Annotated in this window: 15 protein-coding genes; 3 read left to right on the top strand and 12 right to left on the bottom strand. The window is 42.1% G+C overall.

Translation table 11 applies throughout. The features are described from left to right. The first annotated feature begins 261 nt into the window (after window positions 1–261). Window positions 262–2,274, top strand: coding sequence for a Spy0128 family protein (locus tag ODU37_RS06875; RefSeq protein ID WP_398580442.1), 2,013 nt, complete (start codon window positions 262–264; stop codon window positions 2,272–2,274). Between the two features lie 433 nt (window positions 2,275–2,707). Here ODU37_RS06875 and ccpA read toward each other — a convergent pair whose 3' ends face one another. Further along, a complete protein-coding gene (gene ccpA / locus ODU37_RS06880) occupies window positions 2,708–3,712 on the bottom strand; it encodes a catabolite control protein A (protein ID WP_004298830.1) in 1,005 nt (334 codons plus the stop codon). A 209-nt stretch (window positions 3,713–3,921) separates the two neighbouring features. Between ccpA and ODU37_RS06885 the strand changes: the two genes are divergently transcribed. Continuing rightward, entirely contained in the window at window positions 3,922–5,007 is a 1,086-nt protein-coding gene (locus ODU37_RS06885) for a Xaa-Pro peptidase family protein (RefSeq protein WP_029172545.1), read from the top strand. Window positions 5,008–5,442: 435 nt separating this feature from the next. Here ODU37_RS06885 and tgt read toward each other — a convergent pair whose 3' ends face one another. Further along, on the bottom strand, window positions 5,443–6,585 hold the full coding sequence (gene tgt, locus ODU37_RS06890; protein WP_044759171.1) for a tRNA guanosine(34) transglycosylase Tgt: 1,143 nt from the start codon (window positions 6,583–6,585) through the stop codon (window positions 5,443–5,445). A 487-nt stretch (window positions 6,586–7,072) separates the two neighbouring features. Between tgt and ODU37_RS06895 the strand changes: the two genes are divergently transcribed. Further along, window positions 7,073–7,915: a DUF975 family protein gene (locus tag ODU37_RS06895; protein ID WP_105154923.1), complete on the top strand. Its 843-nt coding sequence runs from the start codon at window positions 7,073–7,075 to the stop codon at window positions 7,913–7,915. A 294-nt stretch (window positions 7,916–8,209) separates the two neighbouring features. Here ODU37_RS06895 and ODU37_RS06900 read toward each other — a convergent pair whose 3' ends face one another. From ODU37_RS06900 to tehB, 10 genes are all read right to left on the bottom strand, one after another. Beyond that, window positions 8,210–8,647, bottom strand: coding sequence for a CoA-binding protein (locus ODU37_RS06900; RefSeq protein ID WP_024386948.1), 438 nt, complete (start codon window positions 8,645–8,647; stop codon window positions 8,210–8,212). A 119-nt stretch (window positions 8,648–8,766) separates the two neighbouring features. Beyond that, window positions 8,767–9,549, bottom strand: a complete 783-nt coding sequence (locus ODU37_RS06905) for a glucose-6-phosphate isomerase (protein ID WP_105248823.1) — start codon at window positions 9,547–9,549, stop codon at window positions 8,767–8,769. Continuing rightward, a complete protein-coding gene (gene polA, locus ODU37_RS06910; protein WP_398580443.1) occupies window positions 9,536–12,172 on the bottom strand; it encodes a DNA polymerase I in 2,637 nt (878 codons plus the stop codon). The genes ODU37_RS06905 and polA overlap by 14 nt, the downstream gene beginning before the upstream one ends. 99 nt (window positions 12,173–12,271) lie before the next feature. Next, window positions 12,272–15,637 (bottom strand): FtsX-like permease family protein, encoded by a 3,366-nt coding sequence (locus ODU37_RS06915; RefSeq protein WP_249562458.1) that lies wholly within the window; start codon window positions 15,635–15,637, stop codon window positions 12,272–12,274. Between the two features lie 11 nt (window positions 15,638–15,648). Beyond that, window positions 15,649–16,350, bottom strand: a complete 702-nt coding sequence (locus ODU37_RS06920; protein ID WP_044754885.1) for an ABC transporter ATP-binding protein — start codon at window positions 16,348–16,350, stop codon at window positions 15,649–15,651. 88 nt (window positions 16,351–16,438) lie between these two features. Then, window positions 16,439–16,774 carry a hypothetical protein gene (locus tag ODU37_RS06925; RefSeq protein ID WP_002935785.1) on the bottom strand — a complete coding sequence of 112 codons (336 nt, stop codon included), beginning with the start codon at window positions 16,772–16,774 and terminating at the stop codon, window positions 16,439–16,441. Between the two features lie 94 nt (window positions 16,775–16,868). Then, a complete protein-coding gene (gene tpx, locus ODU37_RS06930; protein ID WP_024395974.1) occupies window positions 16,869–17,354 on the bottom strand; it encodes a thiol peroxidase in 486 nt (161 codons plus the stop codon). Window positions 17,355–17,428: 74 nt separating this feature from the next. Next, window positions 17,429–19,882 (bottom strand): heavy metal translocating P-type ATPase, encoded by a 2,454-nt coding sequence (locus ODU37_RS06935; protein ID WP_249562457.1) that lies wholly within the window; start codon window positions 19,880–19,882, stop codon window positions 17,429–17,431. Between the two features lie 120 nt (window positions 19,883–20,002). Further along, a complete protein-coding gene (locus tag ODU37_RS06940; RefSeq protein ID WP_044754888.1) occupies window positions 20,003–21,850 on the bottom strand; it encodes a C69 family dipeptidase in 1,848 nt (615 codons plus the stop codon). Window positions 21,851–22,043: 193 nt separating this feature from the next. Further along, window positions 22,044–22,904: an SAM-dependent methyltransferase TehB gene (gene tehB, locus ODU37_RS06945; RefSeq protein ID WP_249562456.1), complete on the bottom strand. Its 861-nt coding sequence runs from the start codon at window positions 22,902–22,904 to the stop codon at window positions 22,044–22,046. Window positions 22,905–22,938: the final 34 nt, after the last annotated feature.

Consider the following 22,938-nt stretch of genomic DNA (forward strand, 5'->3'; position numbering starts at 1 on the left):
TCTACACGAATTTTGTATCAATTAAAGCCAATACTAAAGAATATAATCCCAAATATATGATTACATAAAAAACATATAAAACAGATTTTAAAAGCAGAAGGACAGCTTGAATGTTTTTTAGAAGATGTTATAATTTACGAATGGTGCACATTCTGGCACTAAGTGTTCAAATTTTATTGAGGACTTTAGATGTAAAATTTGCATGTTATAACGACACAGATTAGCTACATAAATCATGCTTTGAGAAAGGAAAAAAGGATAATGAATACTAAGAAATGGAGAACATCGCTCCTAATACCAGGAATAGTATTATTTGGAACTGTTGCTCTAGTGAATAATGTATCGGCACAAGAAGTAAAAAATACCATCATCAGCGCAAAACAACCTGATGGGGGACAGGCTACTTCAAAGGCGGTTAATGTCAAAATACCAGCAGTAGTACGACTATTTGGTCGTGAGCTTCTAGAAAATGAATTTAAATTTGAGCTTAGAGAAGCGAATGGCGAGGAACTCCCTGTCCTTGATACAGCTCAAAATACAAAAGATGGGCAAGTTAGATTTAAAAATCTATCATTCGATAAGCCTGGCAAATACTGGTATACAATTTCAGAAGTAAAAGATGAGCTTGGTGGTATTGAGTATGATTCGAAATATATTGTAGCAAAAATAACTGTAGAAGATCGAAACGGGCAATTACAGGCAATGATTGAATTTATTGATAATGACAATGTCTTTAACAATTTCTATACACCTGCTCCAGCTGCTGCTAGTCTTTCGATAAAAAAAGTCCTCAAGGGACGTACCTTAAACACCGGTGAATTCGAATTTGTTTTAAAAAATGAAAAAGGCGATGAAATCGAAAAGGTAAGCAATCAAGCAGATGGTTCTGTAAACTTTAGTGCCCTAACATTTACAAAAGAGGGAACCTATACCTACACTGTTTCAGAAGTTGATGGTGGACTTGGCGATATTATCTATGACAAATCAGATATTAAGGCCACTGTCACTGTGAAAGATAACAATCACGGACAACTAGTCTCAACAGTGACTTATGAAAATAGCGATCAAATCTTCGAGAATATTTTGAATCCTGGGAAGTTAATAGCGCCAACCACGGATAGCGTTATTACTGATAATGAAGTCTCTAAGGAAGCAATGACCGGTAAAGAGAAGGGAAATATCGAACCCCCTAAAGAGCAAATAGCTAATGAAGAGAAGGATAATATTGAAGCCTCTGAAAAACAGATGCCAAGCATTGTGAACGACATGGTCGTAACACCTGAAAAGCAAATGACTAATAAAGAGAACGATAATATTGAAACCTCTGAAAAACAGATGCCGAGTGTTGTGAACGAAAATGCCGTAACACCTGAAAAGCAAATGACTAATAAAGAGAACGATAATATTGTAATCTCCGAAAAACAGATGCCGACTGTTGAGAATGAAAATGCCGTAACACCTCAAGAACAAATGGCTAATAAAGAGAACAATGAAGTTGTAATCTCTGAAAAACAGATGCCGACTGTTGTGAACGAAAATGCCGTAACACCTGAAAAGCAAATGACTAATAAAGAGAAGGATAATATTGAAACCTCTGAAAAACAGATGCCGACTGTTGTGAACGAAAATGCCGTAACACCTGAAAAGCAAATGACTAATAAAGAGAAGGATAATATTGAAACCTCTGAAAAACAGATGCCAAGCATTGTGAACGACATGGTCGTAACACCTCAAGAACAAATGACTAATAAAGAGAACGATAATATTGAAACCTCTGAAAAACAGATGCCGACTGTTGTGAACGAAAATGCCGTAACACCTCAAGAACAAATGGCTAATAAAGAGAACGATAAGGTTACAATCTCTGAAAAACAGATGCCGACTGTTGTGAACGAAAATGCCGTAACACCTGAAAAGCAAATGACTAATAAAGAGAACGATAAGGTTGTAATCTCTGAAAAACAGATGCCTGTTAATGAGAAGGACAATGCCGTAACACCTGAAAAGCAAATGGCTAACAAAGAGAATGATAAGGTTGTAATCTCTGAAAAACAGATGCCTGTTAATGGGAACAACCAAAATGGTACAGTCGAAGAAAATTCAAACACTAAACCAACAACTGAAAAAACAGATAAGCAGGAGACTTCAACATTTAAAACCGAAACTGCTAAGCAAATCTTACCAGTAACTGGTGAGAAAGGAAGTTTATGGTTATTGACAAGTGGTATTATCGGGCTTGCAATTGCGTTGTTTACACGTAAACGTAAATTATAATAATCACCTAACTGATACAGTTCTAAAGGATGAGAACAAGCCCAGTACTGCTTCTCTAGATTCGTATCAACACCTCGCACAACTTACAGAGTGTGACAGACTTAAAATCAACCACAAAGCCCCCGCTAAGCTTATACATCTAGCGAGGGCTTTATATTTATTTTTTATAATCTTTTAGTTTTCGGTTAGTATAGCCATTTCGTTTGCTTTTAATACTCGCTTCAAAGGTTCGGGGAACCTTTGAAGGCTGGAGATAAGTCGAAGCAAGTTTGCCTCAATAGCTACAGGTTGCTAGAACAGCCTAAAGGCTGTTCTAGGTTGGAAATGTTTCCTCGCTCGTCGAAGCAATAAAAGATAAACTAAATGATTATAATGTTTGATAGAGTGAGGGTGCGGAATAATAAGATATCTTATCCGGCTACTCCCATATTTATCACTTAGTTGATTTCCGTACTTTGATTCCGTGGTTAAGAACTACCTCACGGTTTTCCAACTCTTCCTTGTGCATGATTTTAGTGAGCATGCGCATAGCAATTGCACCAATATCATATAGCGGCTGATTGATAGAGGTCAGGTTTGGACGGGTAAACTTGGTCACTAGGGAATCATCACTTGTAATGATTTCAAAGTCTTCTGGAACCTTGATGCCCATATCACTGACACCATTCAATAGACCAGCAGCAATCTCATCTTCCGCAACATAAGCTGCAGTTGCTCCGGCATTCAAAATACGTTCTGCTAGAGCGTAGCCTTCCTCGTATTTATACTTGGATTCAAAAACCAATCCTTCGTTAAACTCGATTCCGTTGTCCTTCAAGCCTTGTTTGTAGCCTGCAAAACGAACTTTACCATTGATGTCATCTACAAGCGGCCCTGATACAAAGGCAATTTTCTTGTTGTTCTTAGCTAACAGATTGACTGCATCAACACTAGCGGCAGCATAGTCAATATTGACACTAGGTAATTGGTGCTCCAAATCCACGGTACCAGCTAAAACAATCGGTGTACGTGAGCGTGAAAACTCCGCACGAATCTTGTCTGTCAAATGATAGCCCATGAAAATGATTCCGTCCACCTGTTTTGAGAATAGGGTATTTACTACATTGATTTCTTTCTCATCATTTTCATCACTGTTTGCTAGGACGATATTGTATTTGTACATATCGGCAATATCATCGATACCTTTGGCCAAGGTTGCAAAATAAGCATTAGCAATATTTGGAATCACAACCCCCACAGTGGTAGTCTTCTTGCTGGCCAAGCCACGTGCAACAGCATTCGGACGATAATCCAAACGGTCGATGACTTCTAATACTTTTTTACGAGTATTTTCCTTTACGTTTTTATTCCCATTTACCACGCGCGATACTGTCGCCATGGATACACCTGCTTCGCGGGCAACGTCATAAATCGTTACCGTATCGTCAGTGTTTAACATACGTTATGTACTCCCTTTCAATAGTTCTAGTTCTATGAAAATTACGCTTTCACTCAAGTATAGTGTATCACTTTTTGAAACCACTTTCAAGAGATAAACTCTATTTTTTTGATAATACTTGCAATTTTTTTCATTTTTTGAAACAATAGTCTATATAATAAACGAAAATTTCACTTTTTTTACCACTACATGCTAGAAAGGTCTCCACTATGTCAAAATTACATCATGTTAAATCCTACTTAGAAGCCAACAAAATGGACTTGGCCATCTTCTCTGATCCAGTTAGTATCTATTATCTGACTGGCTATCATAGCGATCCTCATGAGCGCCACATGATGCTCTTTGTTATGCCTGACCACGACTCACTACTCTTTCTCCCTGCCTTGGATGTAGAACGTGCGGTTGCGACTGTTGACTTTCCTGTAGCCGGCTATATGGACTCAGAAAATCCATGGCAGATTATCAAGAGCAAATTGCCACAGAAATCTTTCTCAGCAATCGGTGCAGAATTTGATAATTTGAATTTAACCCGCTACCATGGTCTTCAGTCTATCTTTAGCCAACCATTTTCAGACATTACACCTCTGATTAATACTATGAAATTGATCAAGTCTCGTGATGAAATTGAAAAAATGCTGGTTGCTGGAGAGTTTGCGGATAAGGCTATGCAGGTTGGGTTTAACAATATCTCACTCAACGTAACCGAAACGGATATTATTGCTCAGATTGAATTTGAAATGAAGAAACAAGGCATTTCAAAAATGAGCTTTGAGACCATGGTCTTAACAGGAAATAATGCCGCTAACCCTCACGGAATTCCATCGACAAACAAAATCGAAAATGACGCTCTGCTATTGTTCGACCTAGGTGTAGAAACTTTGGGATATACTTCCGATATGACGCGCACAGTCGCTGTCGGTAAGCCAGACCAGTTTAAACAGGATATTTACAACTTAACTTTAGAGGCTCATATGGCTGCAGTTAATATGATCAAGCCTGGTGTGACCGCTAGTGAAATTGACTATGCCGCTCGCTCTGTGATTGCAAAAGCAGGTTATGGCGAGTACTTCAACCACCGACTCGGTCACGGTTTGGGAATGAATGTCCATGAATTCCCATCAATTATGGAAGGCAATGATTTGGTCATCGAAGAAGGTATGTGTTTCTCTGTCGAGCCTGGTATTTACATCCCTGGAAAAGTTGGTGTTCGTATCGAGGATTGTGGTTACGTTACCAAAAATGGCTTTGAAGTCTTTACAAAAACACCAAAAGAACTTTTGTATTTTGAAGGGTAATGGGGACCAATCGTTTTTTCACTCATCAAAGCTCGTTGACAACTGTTCATTTTGATCTTCAAAGAACATTAAATAGAAGTGCTGTGAAGCCAAGTATTAAAATAAAAGCATACGATCATGTTACCGAGGAGTTTCATAATCGTATGCTTTATTTATTTGTATCTAATCAAATCTTGAGAAACTGTAACTGATACTCTTCGAAAATCAAAATCAGACGTTGTTGACTTGATTTGATGAGTGAAAGGCTCCAGTGGAGCCTTTCAGCCTGTTACCTTGAAACAAAATAGTAACAGGGTTCTATCTGCGTAAGTAGAAACGAACTACGTTCGCTCTATCTCCAACCTCCAAAGGTTCCTCAAACCTTTAGAGCTAGTCTGATTTTGATTTTCATTGAGTATGAGAACAAGGCTAAGTCCACAAAGAAGGCTGTTTTATCTAAAAATTACGTCCGTTTTTTCCGTAACCGTATTTTTCCATAAAGTCTTGACGGAATTCCAAAAGGTTGTCATCCATGATTGCTTGACGGACATTTTTCATCAAATTAATCAAGAAGTAGAGATTGTGGTAACTTGTCAAACGAATACCAAATGTCTCGTCGGCCTTAAGTAAATGGCGGAGATACGCACGTGTATAGTTTTTACATGTGTAGCAATCGCACTCTGGATCTAACGGTGTAAAGTCCTCTGCGAACTGAGCATTTTTCACTACAAGACGTCCACGACTGGTCATACAGGTTCCATTACGCGCAATACGTGTTGGTAATACACAGTCAAACATATCAACCCCACGAATCACGCCATCAATCAAGCTATCTGGTGCTCCAACACCCATGAGATAGCGTGGTTTATTCTCCGGTAAAAGAGGGGTCGTGAAGTCCAGTACAGCATTCATTTCATCGTGTGTTTCACCAACAGCCAATCCTCCAATGGAGTATCCTGGAAAATCCATGCTAACCAAATCATGGGCTGATTGGCGACGAAGATCTTCAAAACCAGCACCTTGGACAATACCAAATAAACCTTGGTCATGCGGACGGCGGTGAGCATTGAGACCACGTTCTGCCCAACGACTTGTTCTTTCGATGGATTTTTTTACATAGTCATAAGGCTGGTAGAACTGCGGACACTCATCAAAGCTCATCATAATGTCAGAGCCAAGATTGTTCTGAATAGAGATAGCTTTTTCAGGTGACAGGAACATCTTACTACCATTGAGATGGTTTTTGAAGGTCACTCCTTCTTCTGAGATATTGCGACTATCCGCCAAAGAATAAACCTGGAAACCACCTGAGTCAGTCAGAATCGGTTGATCCCAATTCATAAACTTGTGCAAACCACCTGCACGCGCCACCAATTCGTCACCTGGACGAAGCCACAAATGATAGGTATTAGATAGGATAATTCCTGAACCCATCGCCTTCAATTCTTCAGGCGACATGGTCTTTACCGTTGCCTGAGTCCCAACTGGCATAAACATGGGGGTCGGAAAGGTCCCGTGTGGGGTAATAATTTCACCCAAACGTGCACCTGTGTGCTTTTCTTTCTTAATCAAGCGATACTTGATTGGAACATCTGTCATCTTTTATTTACCTCCCGCTAGGAAAAACAGTCCTAGGAATTTAATCTTGCATGGTCTAATCCATCAGAATGTCTTAAATGTTCTCGCTTATTTCAGCGATATTTACCTTGTCTTCTACTTATTTAATAGTAAATAGATAGGCGCATCACAACAAACTGACAAATTATAGTCATTTAGTTTATCTTTGACTACTTCGACGAGCGAAAGGTTGGGCTCAAGACCAACCTCGCTTCTCAGGGGGCGTGTCAACATCTCAGCTCAACAACTTAAAACTAGGACTTGTTGACGAACTTTTTTTAACCAGTCTAGTTCTTTCCCACTCCCTATTTCCAACTTCAAACACTCCACTAGAGTATTTGAACTCGCTCTGCCGTACTTCATAAAAGCAAACTAAACGATTATACCACAGCACCTTCCAGTCTATCAAAAAAAGCCTAGCTTGTCATCTAGAATTATGTTACAATGTTAAGATAAGGAGGTTATGTAGATGTTTACAATTTTTAATATACGTGAGCGGGCTCGCCAAACGCTAAACGAGACACCTGGTATCTATCAAGTGGCCGTCATCCCCGTCACCATTTCTGTTATCGTTCAGTTAATTTCTTTCTCTCGCAATAGCCTTGCTGGAGTATCAGCTGAAGAACTTGCTAGTCCGAGCTACTTTATTTCTACCTCTTTGTTTCCAATATTTTACGGATTGCTACTAGGAATGTTGTCATTATCAGTCATATGGACTATCTTCAATATCATCAAAAGGGGCAAAACTACCACATCATTCAAAGATTCCTTGAGCATTTTCAATCATAAAGATTTCTGGAAAATCTTTCGAACTTACATTTTAAAAAGTTTCTTGCTCTTCCTTTGGGGGATCCTGTTTTACCTTGGTATCGGTCTACTTATCGGTGCCGGAACGATGATTACGATTATAGCTGCATCCATTCAAACCTTGGACCCTAATGCACTCCCTATGGAAATCCTTGCCATACTGGGATTAATGGCCATGGGAGGCATCTTACTTATGCTTTTAGGGTTGGCTCTTTATATTCCACAAATCTATGCTTACTCACAGGTAGAATATATCTTGTTTGAACAATTGGAACGCAAAGAATATACAGGCGCCTTTTCAATCATTCGGTCCAGCCGAAAGTTGATGAAAGGTTACAAATTCAAACGCTTTACACTTGATTTATCTTTCATTGGTTGGTTCCTTCTTGTCATTATTACATTTGGATTGGCAGGTTTATATGTATGGCCGTATCACTATGCTGCACAAATGCACTTCCATGAAGAAATTTTAGATGATCAGGCTAAGAAAATGAGTTACGTATAAAATAAGAGCGATATTTGCTCTTATTTTTATATAAGTTTTTGTGTCGATATTTAAGAAAAAAATATATCAATAATTGGTGTAAACAGTTGGTTTGTGTTATACTATGACTGAGGAGCGTCAAAGGATTATTTTAACTTGCTTAGCATTAGAGCAGATTTCTTCCTTTCTATTTTTACGCCATGTGTAGTAATTTGTTCCAATTCTAAGCGCTCCTCACTTAGAGTCATCCAGCAGTTCAATGGTTCATTGAGCTGCTTTTTCGATGAAAAAAGTCGGATAAATATACCCGACTTATTAGTATTGTTCTTTCATTTCAAGATATTCAATCTTGATACATTTATTCATGACAATATCGTTACGGCCTGCCTGACGCAATAGTTTTTCTGCTTCTTGACTTTCTAAACCCAATTGAGCCCAGAAAACTTTGGCGTTCGACTGGATAAATTCCTGTGCTACCTCTGGTAAAAATTCACTTCTGCGGAAAACATCTACAACATCAATAGATTGGTCAATCTCTGCTAGACTACTATAGACCAACTCGCCTAAAATAGTCCCACCAGCAGCCTTGGGATTAACTGGAATAATTTTATAGCCCGCTTCCTGCATGAGCTTGGAAACGCGGTAGGCTGCTGTCTCTTCTCGACTAGACAAACCGACCACTGCAATGGTCTTAGCATTTTTCAGATAGTCAAAGATAATGTCCTGACTAGGATTTTGGAAGGAATAAGACATAGAGGCCTCCTTTAATGTATATTAAATGTTAGAATCAATAAAAGCTTAATGAATAAGGTGTGCTATAACACAATCTTGTCAGTTTTAACTCGTTACTGAGTATAGCTGGTCTACCTTGATTATTTTTTAGCAATTTGGTACACGACATCCTTAACTTGGCCGATAACCTTTTTAAGATTGGTACGCTTTTTATCATCTCCTGGATCTAAGGAATAATAGATTGAACCAACAACCACGGAGTCGTCATAAGCAGCTGTCGATTCCATCCGATAAAAAGTCAGACGAGCTAATTTTTGATCTGTTAATAACTGTCGCCCAACCTGCCATTCCTGACCATTGATTGTGACAACCGTCTTTTCATTGAAAGAATGATTTGTTTCAACCATCCGTGCTTCTAATTCCTCCGGCGTCATATTGCGACCTTCTTCCAATGGAGACTGATTAAAAGCATTGATATTATAGAGTTGGACCATGTAATTGCTGGAACCTTCTTTAACATCATAGACTGCAGCGACTGTCTCATCCTTAGTATTTTCTGCATTAATTGTCCAAGTAGATGGCACATCATAATAACGGAAAAATTCCTTGATGTTCCCATTTTCATCTTTTTCAGCAACACCATTATTGGCCGCATAAATCTTGTGGCCTTTTTGTGTTTCGTCAGCAGGTGGTGTACTATTAACAGCTACAAGCTCTGCATTTGCTAAAACATTGAACTGTTCGTTCGTAGTATCCTGTTTTTCTTGCAAAATCGGTAAGGTGGTTGAAAACTCTTCACCTGAAGAAGCTGGTGTTTTCTCAGTCTTCTGCGATGCTTTTCCGCAACCTGCAAGCAGAAGACTACATAGACCAATACAAAGAATTAATTTTTTCATACTTTTTCCTTTCTTACTTTGCTTCATACCATGTTGAACCTTCATTTTCATCCGCAATCAATGGTACGGACAGGCTAATCGCCGATTCCATGGTCTCTTTTACCATGGCTTTTACCGTTTCTAGCTCTGCCACTGGGACTTCCAAAACAATCTCATCGTGTACTTGCAATAACATACGTGTCGCAAGACCTGCTTCAGTCAAAGCCTTGTCAAGATTAATCATGGCTACTTTGAGAATATCTGCTGCCGAACCTTGAATTGGGGAGTTGATGGCTGTTCGTTCCGCAAAATTACGGACATTGAAATTACGAGAGTTTATATCTGGTAATTCACGACGGCGTTTGTAAATCGTCTCTACATAACCCTTATCACGTGCCTCACGAACAATGGTTTCCATGTAATTCTTAATTCCTGGGAAGCGTTCAAAATAGGTATCGATATAGGCTTTAGCTTCCTTACGTGTAATCCCCAAGTTATTGGATAGACCGAAATCTGAAATACCATAGACGACACTGAAGTTTACAGCCTTGGCATTCCGACGGTCATTTGGTGTCACATCCTCAGCTTTTTCGATACCGAAGACCCGCATAGCTGTCGAAGTGTGAATATCTGCACCTTGCTGGAAGGCCTCAATCAAATGCTTGTCCTGAGAAATATGAGCCAAGACGCGCAATTCAATCTGTGAATAGTCCGATGCTAAAAGGACACTATTTTCAAGCGATGGCACAAATGCCTTACGAATCAAGCGCCCTTGTTCTAGACGAACAGGAATATTTTGCAAGTTAGGGTCCGTCGAAGATAGACGACCTGTTTGTGTCAAATCCTGTACATAGCGGGTATGGATCTTACCATCTTCTAAAATGGCATCCTGCAAGCCGACTACATAAGTTGATTGAAGCTTGGTAATCTGACGGTATTCCAAGATTTTTGAAACAACTGGTGCAATTGGCGCTAATCGTTCTAAGACATCTACTGCTGTTGAATAGCCTGTCTTGGTTTTCTTGGTATATTCCAATGGTAGTCCCATCTCTTCAAAGAGAATGGTCCCAAGTTGCTTAGGCGAATTGATATTAAATTCCTGACCAGCTAGTTCATAGATTTCCTTGGTCAACTGGTCAATCAAAACTTCGTTTTCAGATTGCATAGTTTTGAGAGTCTCAGCTTCCACCTTAATACCAGCAATTTCCATCTTAGCTAAAACATTTGCCAGTGGCAACTCCATGTCAAACAAAAGATCTAATTGCTGATTTTCTTCTAATTTGGTCAACATCGGCTCTTCTGTCTCAATCAAAACCTGAACCTTACGTGCCAAGTGTGGGAAAAAGATCTCGCGTTCTGGCAAGTCTAACTTAGCACCCTTGCCATAAACTGCCTCATCTGGAACAAGACTGGTCTGACCATAGAGGTTGGCAATGGTTGTTAGGGAATTGTCCTCAACGGTGGAAAGCAAGTATTTGGCTAGACGGCTATCGAAAGTAGCTGGAGGTAGTGTAATCTCTTTTCGGTCGAGAAGAACTTTTCCACGCTTAAAATCATAGGTTTTTATGGTTTGGTTTTCTAAAAAGTCACGCAAAACTGGACTATCAAGTAGCTCAGGCCCTCCGACATAGATTTTCTCCTTATCTCCCCAAGCTAAACCAACCAAATCCTCTCGGTGATAATTTTCACCCAAGATTTCAAAATAGAAAAACTGGTCTTGTTTGAGCATAGCGGGGCTGATTTCCGTTACGATTTGGAAATCGAGTACCGCTTCCTCTTGCGAGCTGGTCGTACCTAACTGAGCCCTTAATTGCTTGAAGCCCATGTCATCATAAAATTGTCCCAGTTCATCAACCTTGGGGCCTTGATAAACAATGTCATCCAGACCAATTTCGATTGGTGCCTGAGTATCAATGGTAGCAAGTGTACGAGATAGGAAGGCCTTCTCCTTATCAGCAATCAGGTTTTCTTTCATCTTAGAAGCCTTCATGCTGTCAATGTTTTCGTAGATACCATCCAAAGAACCAAATTCTGTCAGGAGTTTTAGACCTGTTTTTTCACCGATTTTGGTCACCCCAGGGATGTTATCGGACTTATCTCCCATCAGAGCCTTGAGGTCAATAAACTGAGTAGGGGTAATCCCCATTTTTTCCATGAGGTAGGCTGGGGTAAATTCTTCGAATTCGGCAACGCCTTTCTTGGAAATTTCGACTACGGTGTTCTCATCAGTCAGCTGGATCAAATCCTTATCACCGCTAACAATGGTCACATCGAAAGGAATGTCTGTCCGCTCTGCCATTTTGTCCAAGGTACCGATAATGTCATCTGCCTCATACTGATCCAGTTCGTAATGCTTGACTCCCATGGCATCCAACATCTGACGGATAAAAGGAAACTGCTCACGGAATTCGTCTGGAGTCTTGGCACGACCTGCCTTATAGTCTGCATACATCTCCGTACGGAAAGTAGTCTTTCCAGCATCAAAAGCCACAAGAATGTGGGTCGGCTCAATCCGCTTCATCATGTGGTCCAGCATGAGATTGAAGCCGTAGATAGCATTGGTGTGAAGACCTGTCGGACTCTTAAAACGATCAATTTGATTATAAAGTGCAAAGAAAGCACGGAAGGCTACCGAAGAGCCATCGATTAATAATAATTTATTTTTTTTCATGTCTCTATTATAGCATGAAACGTATGTTTTAGTAGACTAGGGAGGGCTGGAATAATAGAAAATCCCAGTCAGTGACTAGGATTTTCCGTGTGATAAACATTACTCAACAGATTTTAGTGCTTCTAACATATCCACCTTTCTCAGATGATGATTGATGTACCAACCAAGAGCAGCCAAAATTCCACTAATGGCTAAGATAGGAATGAGATAGACTTCTAGTCCGACAGATGGATTGAATCGGATACTGTCCGAACCAATCATGGCAAGAAGGAGCTTGTGGAGATAAATACCGCCAACCAGTCCAACCAACATACCAATCAGCGAAAGGGCAATGGTTTCACGATAGATGTACATGGTCACCTCTTTATTGTGGAAGCCCAGTACCTTGATGGTGGATAATTCACGAATCCGTTCAGACATATTGATAATTGTAAGGTTGTAAAGAATAACCAAACCAAGCAAGATGGATAGAATGACTAGAATGGTCATGATGGTCTGAAGCGAGCCTGCAATCGTGGTAAGCATGTCTATAAGAGAAGTATTTTGAACCAAACTTCTGACTGCTGGCATCGCTAGGAGTTGACTTGCAAGAGTCTGAATATGCCCCAACTGACTGTCTTTCAACTGAACCAGATAGGCGTTAGCAGTCTTCTGCTTGCCTGTCACTTGTTCGTAGTAGCTATCTGTCATATAGATAAAATGCCCTGCGTACATATCAGCCACAGCCTCTACCCTGACTGAAACTTCCTTATCTTCCAAGGTCAGTGATAACTTATCACCAACTGAAACTCCGTAGATTTGCGCCAATTTTTCTGTGAGAACAATCCCCCTATCACTCAGTTTAATAGGCTGACCTGTCGAACTTTCTAGACTAACTTGATTTCCAAAATCCCGACGGTCTGAAATGTAGAGACTAATTGATAAATTCTTTCTCTGACCGTTTTCTTCCACCGTTTGATTGAGCTGTTCAAAAGCCACTGGCAAGGATTGGCGAACCTGATCTGACTGAAGAAAATGTGTTAACTTATCCAACTCTTCCTCAGTAGCTCTGCTATTTTCCACCACCAACATATCATAATGGATCAGCTCCCCAAACTGTCGTTGGACAACTCCTGAAATAGAGGAACGGATACCCAGTCCTCCAAAAAGAAGGGCGACGGTCCCTGCTACTCCAAAGATGGTCATAAGCATACGAAGCTTGTAGCGGAAGATATTGCGAGCTGTCACCTTATGGGTAAAGCTTAGACGAGACCAGATAGCCGGCCATTTTTCGAGCCAAATGCTGGAGCCTGTAACCGGTGGCTTAGGTAAAAGTAGCTGAGCAGGTTTTTCTGTCAGTTCCCGACAAGCCACCAAGTAAGCTGGCAGGACCGAGGAAGCCAGAGACAGGAGCAAGGCTAAACCTGTCCAAAGGGGATAAAAATGAAGTTTAGCTGGTCCAATCACGGTTGTCTGCGTAATAATGTTGGAAATAAGTGGAGACAAGAGGAGATTCCCTGCTATTATGCCGACTATTGTTCCTGCCAGACCTGCCGCCAAACCATAGAGAATGAACTTAGCCATAATCTGTCTATTCGTATAGCCAAGGGCCTTGAAGAGACCTGACTGGGTTCGCTCTTCGTCGACAAAACGGGCCATGGTGGTAAAGGTCACTAGAGCTGCGACAAGGTAGAGAACAACTGGGAAGACATTGCCCACTGCTGCAATAGACCTAGTCGCATTGCTATAGGTAGTATAGCCATCCCCACCTGGTAGGCTTGTTCGAGTATAGACCTGATAAGGCGCTTTTTCCAGCTTACTTAAGTCGGATTTGGCCTGAGCAATCTCGGTTTGAGCTTGGCTAATTTCTTGATCGGCCGAAGCTTTCTTTTCAGAAAATTGGGATTGAGCTTGACTTAACTCTTTATCAGCCTCCTCCAAACGGAGTTCTTCCTGACGGAGCAGTTGATTTGAAGACTCTAACTGACTCAGTCCCCATTCATAGTCTTCTACTCCTTTATTGTAGGCTGCAATGCCTTGTTCATACTGACTCAAACCTGCTTGATAACGGGCCAAACCTGCCTGATATTCTTGATTCCAAGTTTGGTACTGGGCTAGATTGCTATTGTATTCATTTTGTTTGGTTTGATAGTAATCATAACCTTGTAAATAGGCTTGGTTGGCCTGCTCATGTACAGATTCCATCTGGTCTAATCGGCTTTTCTCAACATCCAAACCTTCCTGTCTAGCTAACAAGTCAGGATAGTCTGAGAGGGTTTGGCCTTCTTGCAAGTGATTGGCAATTTCAAGGTCTAACTCTTTCTGAGCTTGAAACCAACTAGCTCGCCCTGTGGAAATCTGAGATGCGGTCTGACTCAGTTGGGCATTTTGGGAATCCAATTCTTGCTTGGCCTCTTCTAACTGCTGGGCTGACGTTTCTAATTCCATCTGATAGCCGTCTAGAAACGAAGCAATCTGTTCTAATTGAGCCTTACGCCCATCCAATTCCTTTTTACTTTCTTCCAATTCAAACTTATTTTTTAATAGTTGGGCTTGGGCAGCTCGTAATTCAGCTTCCGTTTGGACAACCTTAGCCCTACCACGCGCAAACTCTCTACGACCTGTCGCTAATTGCTCCTCCCCTGTTTCCAGTTCTGACTCTGCCTGTTCAAGCTGGGATTGGGCCTGAGCAATTTCCTCTTCCCCTTTTGAAATATCTGTCTGTCCATCTGACTGAATAGCTGCCAATCGTTGTTCATCATTGTTAGCCAATAACTTTTCTAAGTCTTCTTGGTGCTGGTCCAACCTGTCTTGATAGGCCTGACTGTAATATGGTAAATCAACCAAATCATCATAGCGAATACGGGCAATAGTGTAAACTTCTGATTTGAAGGTATCCTGACTAACAAGGCCATAGCCACCTAACTGCCCATCACCACTTGCAGCCATGCCCATGGTTTCATTGTCCCAAATTTCTGCTGATGCGACAAAGCCCACAAGAGTAAAACTTGTCTGTGTCAAGATTTTTCCATCCTTATCAGACTCCGTCACTTGAACAGTATCGTCCAATTTGTAACGATTTTTGAAAGAAGCTGATAGGGCTATTTGCCCCTTTTGGCTGGGTATTTCCCCTTCTACTAGCTTATAGGTCGATAGGGTCTGGGGAGCTGAAAACAGCCGAATTGCAGTCTGGCCTTCATTAGTAACCACATCTTTAAAGTAGCCCGCTTCAAGAATAGCACCTTCTATCGTTTCTAATTCATCAAGGTCAGCTTGACTAAGTCCCAGACCTGAAATTACTGCCAAATCCATCGTTCGATGACTGGCTATATAGGCTTGGGCCGTCTTTTCCATATTGGGAGCTGTTACTTTCAGACCTGTCAAAGCTAGAGCTCCTAGCATCATCAGGCTAAATATGGACAAAAAACGCCCCTTGGAAGAAAGCAGAGATTGTCTCATATCCTTCCAGTAGATTTTCTTTTTCATAGTTTCACCCACTAATATTCTAGGCTTGCAATATCCTGTGGTTCTGCGTGTAACTCAACGGAGTGCACACGGGCGTCCCGCATCCGAATGACCCTGTCTGCAATAGGGGCTAGGGAACTATTATGGGTCACGATAATCACCGTCGCCCCCTGCTTGCGGGACATATCTTGTAGGATTTGCAAGACCTGCTTACCTGTTTGGTAGTCCAGAGCGCCAGTTGGTTCATCGCAAAGCAAAATTTTAGGCTTTTTGGCAACAGCACGGGCAATGGCCACCCGTTGCTGCTCACCACCTGAGAGCTGAGCAGGGAAATTATTGATTCGGTGACCGAGTCCGACCTGTTCCAAGACTTCCTCGGCATCCAAGGCATCCTTGACGATTTCTGCTGCCAGTTCCACATTTTCCTTGGCGGTCAGATTGGCAACCAAGTTATAAAATTGAAAGACAAAACCTACATCATCTCTACGGTAATTGGTCAGTTCATGACTTGAAAGCTTGGCAATATCCACACCGTCAATCCAAACCTCCCCCTCATCGTTGCTATCCATGCCACCTAAGATATTGAGCAGAGTGGATTTGCCCGCACCAGATGAACCCAGAATGATGATCAGCTCTCCCTGCTCAATCTCAAAGGACACGCTGTCATTGGCCACAATGGTCGCATCCCCCATTTGGTAGTATTTTGACGAATTCTTTACTTGGATGTAGGACATGGCACACCTCGCTTCTTCTCTTCCTAACAACTGTATTCTTACTACTTATTATAGCACAAAAGAGGGTTTTCACCCTCTCCTTCATCTTTTACACTTGGGCAATAGCAGAGCCGCCATAGAGTTTGAGTTCTTCTCTGATCGTTTCGTAGTAATATCGGTCAAATGCCCGCCAAGCCTGCCTGCTGGTTTCACTCAATCGCAGGTCGCCCAGTCCAACCAAAAAACTGGTCGAACGATAAAATTTCTCAATCGCAATCAGTTCTGTATTGGTAACAGACTCAGCCTCCGACAATATGCGTGTCGTCTCTGTCAGATTATGTTGGAACCGTTGTTCATCAGCTGTTCCTACTTTATCTGCTTGAAAGGCCCGATTCAAGTCTTGAATGAGGGCCAAAACATCCTGAATAATCTGTGTCTTTTCCATAAAAGACCCTCCTTGTTTTTGATAAATTTAGTATATCAAATTAGACAAAAATATTCCATCAAAAAACGATGCCTGTTCCGGCACCGTTATATCTTTATTTAACAGCCTCCAAAGCCGCATCATAGTCTGGATGTTCGTTGACATTATCCAAGTATTCTACGTAGGTGATTTCATTGTCGGCATTGAGGACAAAGACCACACGCGCCAGCAAATTCCACTCCCGCATGAGCACACCGTAGGATTTACCAAAGGCATGGTCATAGTAATCAGACAGGGTGATGGCATCTTCCAAACCTGCAGCGCCACACCAGCGTTTTTGGGCAAAGGGGAGGTCTGCTGAAACCGTAATAACAACCGTATTGTCACGGTCAGCCAGTTCCTGATTGAAGCGACGGGTCTGGGTATCACAAATCCCTGTATCAATAGAAGGCACAACACTGATGACCTTGGTCTGCTTGCCAAAGTCTTTCAGGCTTTTCAAGCTCAAGTCATTGGCCATGAGGACAAAATCAGGGGCTACATCCCCCACTCTTAATTGCGGACCTACCAAGGTCACCGGTTTTCCAATAAAGGTTGTCATATCTATCTCCCTTGCACTTAATATATCTATTGTAAGCGTTTATGTAAAAAAATACCAGTTTTTTGACTGGTATTTTAGTTTATGTTCACTCTTTTCAATCGCAGAGCGTTCAAGACGACTGACACTGAGCTGAGAGCCATGGCTGCACCTGCAAACATAGGATTGAGCAGAGGCCCACCGAATACATGTAACAACCCCATGGCGATTGGAATACCAATCACGTTATAGGCAAAGGCCCAGAAGAGATTTTGTTTAATAGTTCGCATGGTTGCCTGGCTGAGTTTGATGGCCTTAACCACATCCAAAATGTCACTATGCATGAGGACAATGTCGGCAGACTCAATAGCAATATCAGTCCCTGAACCAATGGCTAGACCCACATGGGCTTGAGCTAGAGCTGGGGCATCGTTGATGCCGTCACCTACCATAGCAACAGTCTTACCCTCTTCTTGTAAGAGCTTGACTTGATTGGCCTTGTCATCTGGCAGAACCTGACTGACCACCTGTGTAATGCCGACTTCCCTAGCAATTGCCTGGGCAGTTTTTTCATTATCCCCTGTCAGCATGACTACTTCTAAGCCCATAGCTTGCAAAGCCTGTACAGCCTGGCGACTGGTATCTTTCACTTTATCAGCAATGGCAATGACTGCCAGCAAGCCTTCTTGGTTGGCTAGGAAAACAGGCGTCTTAGCTTGTCGGGCAAATGCCTCCGCTACTGCAAGCCCTTGAGATAAATCAATTTCTTTTTCCCTCATCAACCGCTCATTGCCCAGATAAATAGACTGCTCTGCTATTGTTACCGAAAGACCTCGACCTGAAAGTGCCTGAAAATCGCTGGCAGGCAACAAATCAATCTTTTCTGTCTGAGCAGCTTGCAGGAGGGCCTGAGCCAGAGGATGCTCGGAAAATTGCTCGCTACTTGCTGCCAGCTGGAGGACCTGCTCACGATTTTTAGCAGACACCAGATGAATGTCTGTCACCTGGGGTTTGCCCTCAGTAATAGTCCCAGTCTTGTCGAAGACAATGGTGTTCACACCTTGTAGGGTTTCAATAGCTTGACCAGACTTGAACAGAAGACCGTTTTCTGCCCCTTTTCCAGTCCCAACCATGATAGCCGTCGGAGTTGCTAGACCCAGAGCACAAGGGCAGGCGATGACCAAGACGGCGATGATAATACTAAGTGAAAAAATCCATGATTCTTGCCCCAAGAAGTACCAGGCCAGACCCGACAAGAAAGCCAAGCCCATGACAACTGGCACAAAGACGGCAGATACTTGGTCAGCTAATTTGGCAATGGGGGCCTTAGACCCTTGAGCCTCTTCTACCAAGCGAATGATCTGAGCCAGAGTCGTATCACGACCAACCTTGGTAGCCTGCATGGTAATGGCACCTTGCTGGTTAAGGGTACCGCCAAAAACACTGTCGCCTTGAGCCTTCTTCACTGGCAGGCTCTCACCCGTCATCATGGATTCATCGACACGTGTCTGGCCTTCTAGAACTTGACCGTCAACAGGAATCTGCTGACCTGGGCGAACAAGGACCTGGTCACCGACTACCACATCTTCAATCGGTACTTGTATTTCCTGCCCATTTCGTAGGACCTGGGCAGTCTTAGGAGCCAGATTCATCAACTTCTTAATGGCCTCAGAAGTCTGACCTTTGGCTCTAGCTTCAAAATATTTTCCCAGGGTAATCAAGGTCAAGATAACAGCAGCTGATTCAAAATACAGTTCTGGATGGTAACCGTGCATGGCTACTTCTTTCCCCATCAGAAGAAAGACAATCATCAAAAGACCTTGGACCAAGGCTGCTCCTGTCCCAACGGCAATCAAGGAATCCATATTGGGATGACCTTGCAAGAGAGTTTTAAAGCCCTTTTTGAAAAAACTGCGTCCCATATAAAGTACAGGGATGAGCAAGATGACTTGGCTGACCGCATAGACTAGCGGTTGATGGAGCAAGGCTGGTAATGGAAGCCCACCCCAGGGCAACATAGGACCCATAGCAATATAGAGCAAGGGAAGTGTAAAGACTGCTGACCAGACAAATCGTTTCCAAAGACTGGCTTCCTTGCTTGGTTCCTTACCCACCGTCTCTTCCACTTCTTCTGGTCTAATCAGTTGATAGCCTGCTTGCTCAACTGCTTTTTCAAGACTGGTTGGATTTTGCCTATCACGGCTATAACGGATGGTCACCTTTTCTGTTGCCAGATTGACACTGACTTCTTCTACACCTTCTAGTTTGCCCAGAGCTTTTTCAACCGTCATAGCACAGGAAGCGCAGGTCATGCCTGAAATGTCATAAGACTCGGTCACCAAGTTATCGACTAGCTGATAACCCGCCTTTTCAACTGCCTGACGAATATCCTCTAGTCCCAAAAGCTTTTCATCATAGCTAACACTCAATTTTTCAGTCGCTAGGTTGACACTAGCTTCTTCCATTCCTGCTAATTTACCAACCGCTTTCTCAACCGTCATAGCACAGGAAGCGCAGGTCATACCTTGAATGGGATAGCTTGCTTGTTTCATAGGTTACTCCTTTTCCGACTACATCTGTAAACAAATTATACAATATACGACTACATTTGTAAACAAAGTTGTTTCAAAAAAGTAGATTGAAATCAATCCAACCTACTTTTACATATTCATTTATTCTTTACTGGATTTTTTCCGATGAAGAAAAATTGCTGTTAAAATTCCTGCAACACCTAGCGCCACCAACAAGAGGCTGACTTGCTCACCTGTACTAGGAAGACTTGATTTACCTTTTTTATTGGTAGGTGTTACTTTCTTATCAGAAGACACTACTGTTCCGCTTGAGGAGGAAGTATCCGTAGCTCCTCCTGTGTCAGAAGCACTTGTAGACTGACTTGTACTGGTTGAAGTACTGGTTGAAGTACTGGTTGAAGTTTCGGTACCACTTGATGATGGCTCAGTGCTGGTCGATGGTTCAGTACTACTTGATGACGGAGTTGTTGCTGCTTCAATTTTTGCCATCATTTCAGTTTCAACAGCTTTTAGTTGGGCAAAAATCTCTGCTGAACGAGCCAAGGTTGCCTCTGTTACAGTTGGAGCCAGAGCTACGGCTGCATCTTCTGAAAGTCCAGCATATTGAGCATCAAGAGCTGCCTGTGAAGCAATCCATTCTTTTTCAAGTGCAATCCATTTTTCTTGAATTGATGTACCAAATAACTCTGGGTGTGAGATGGCCATCTTATCAATATTTTGTACCGTCCAGTACCATGAATTCGTGTCGTAAGAAGCTGAGCGATTTTTAAAGGCTTCATAAGTATCAGTCACAATACCATAAAATGGAACATACGGTGTATTCCTTGTCTGAGCCAAGCCCAACCACACTGTGCCACCGAAGGCTGATGGTAAGCTACTATTGATCTGATAAACATGGGCATCGATGACATTTTCATTACCAAGAGCGTATTTATAAGTCGCATCTGCCGCTTGATCATTCGCACCGTTATCCCCTTGTTTTACCTTACCCGCTTCATCATCTGGACGAAATTCTGGAAGATGTTCAAAACGGTTACGTTGTAAGGCAAAGGTATCTTGTAAACTAAAGCGACGACTTGGGTCTGTTGGCTGACGTAGCAAATCATACACAGCATCTTCATAGGTTACAGGCGATGCTGGATCTAACAATTTTATACCAGCGTATGTCCGAGAACGATCACCATCAGCATAATTCTCAGGTCCATATGATTTGGCAATATGGAACTTCCCATCAACCATCATATAATTTTCAGCCTGTTTGGCTACTTCTTCAACCTTTGCAGAAGCAATCACATTTTCTGTATCGGTAAAATCAACATGACCTAGATAGTAAGTATTTGCAAAAATTGCATACTTGTCTTCAGGGAACTTGATGGCTACGTATTGGTGGCCTGACAAAATTTCCATGTACCAAACTTCATTCTTATCAGCAATAACAATGATATTCCCTTCTGCCGAACCTTTTTCATCAATTGTCTTCGCAATTAATTCGATACCTTCACGCGCACTGGTGACTCTAGGAAGAACATAGTCAATCAAAATGGCCTCACCTAGTCCCCCCGCAGTTACCAATGGGTCAACAGCTAAAACTTTTTTATTTGGAATAGCTGTAACAGTAGCAGTCATGGACACACCTTTTTCATTAAATCCATGCGCACCAAAATTACCGTTTGACCCATCCCCACGTGCCGCATCAGGCGTAGAGGTGTACTTGAACTCATTTGCCAAGTGTGGTGCTGTGAAACCAAATGATTCATCCACCAACATATCCCCCTTGGCATAGGTTGCTGCTGGAACCACAATATAATTTTTATTGTGCGCTCCATTATCTGGTGGATAGGGATAATCTTCCGTTCTACCATAAAGGATAGAACCATCCGTTGTCAACCCTTTCCCAATAATAAAGCCTGAACAGGCTTGAACAAGTTGAACAGGGAATAGGCAAACCAACATTAGAAATGTGGCTATACGAACAAAAGTCTTTTTCATAGACTTCTCCTTTCCTGATACTCTGTGAAAATCAGAAGTAGGCGCCCTCCAGAGATATAAACTCAGAGACTATTTTACACAAGTCTCTTATCCAACCAGAAGGTGATTTTCGTGGAGTATAATATGATTTACCCATTTGCACCTACATTGTAACGCAAAAGCACCTGCCTTGCAAGTGCTTTCAAAAAAATATTTATCCTTTTTTCCTAGCCAGCATGGTCGCAAACCGCATCTTGAGGAAATGGCCATTTTCATCCCGCTTGTGAAGTTGACCGAAATCTTCATTGTACTTGACCAGTTCCCAGTCACGGTAGTATTCCTTCAACTCACCTACTCCAAAAGTAAAGGAGAAATTCATAGGACAGGGCGCATCTTCTGTATCCATGGCCGCCACAATCAAGTTATAGCCACCAGGTCGTGTCTGCTCCTGCATATTGCGGATAATGGCTGGTACCCTATCCCGCTCCAAAAACATGAAGACCACAGTCGAGATAATCCAGTCGTAGTCCTGCTCCAGACTGGCTGAATTGATGTCATAGGTCCCAGCCTGCAAGTCCAAGTCCTCCACTTCCTTGACCTGCAAGAGTGTCCGAATACTTGGCACATCCTTATCGACCGCCGTCACCTCAAATCCCTGCTGAGCCAAGTAGAGACTGTTCCTACCATGACCACAGCCTAAGTCCAAGACCTTACAAGGCTCGATGATTTTCAATGCCTCTAAGACCTCTGAATGGGTTCGCGTATAGTCATACTTTTTGGCAAAATAGTCTTCTGGTTGACAGAAAAATTCCAAGAAAAACTCCGTATCCTCTGTCAATAAGGTCACCCGATGCCAAGCCTGTGGCTCCACAAAAGGAATATCATCTGTCGGACCATAGACATATTCTCCTAAAATTTCATTATGATCTGAGATCGGCTCAAATTTGAGTTGACCCCTCAAGACCTTGATTTTTGCCCAAGTCCCCACCTTGGTATTGTGCTTGGTCAAAAAATGCTGGGGAACCGTATCCTGATTCCAAATGGGCATGCGTTTGTAAGGAACTAAAACCGTCATTATCTCTCCTTTTCTTTCCGATACACTTAGTCTA

The sequence above is a fragment of the Streptococcus sp. 2021WUSS109 genome (genome assembly GCF_044427305.1).
GTDB lineage: Bacteria > Bacillota > Bacilli > Lactobacillales > Streptococcaceae > Streptococcus > Streptococcus suis.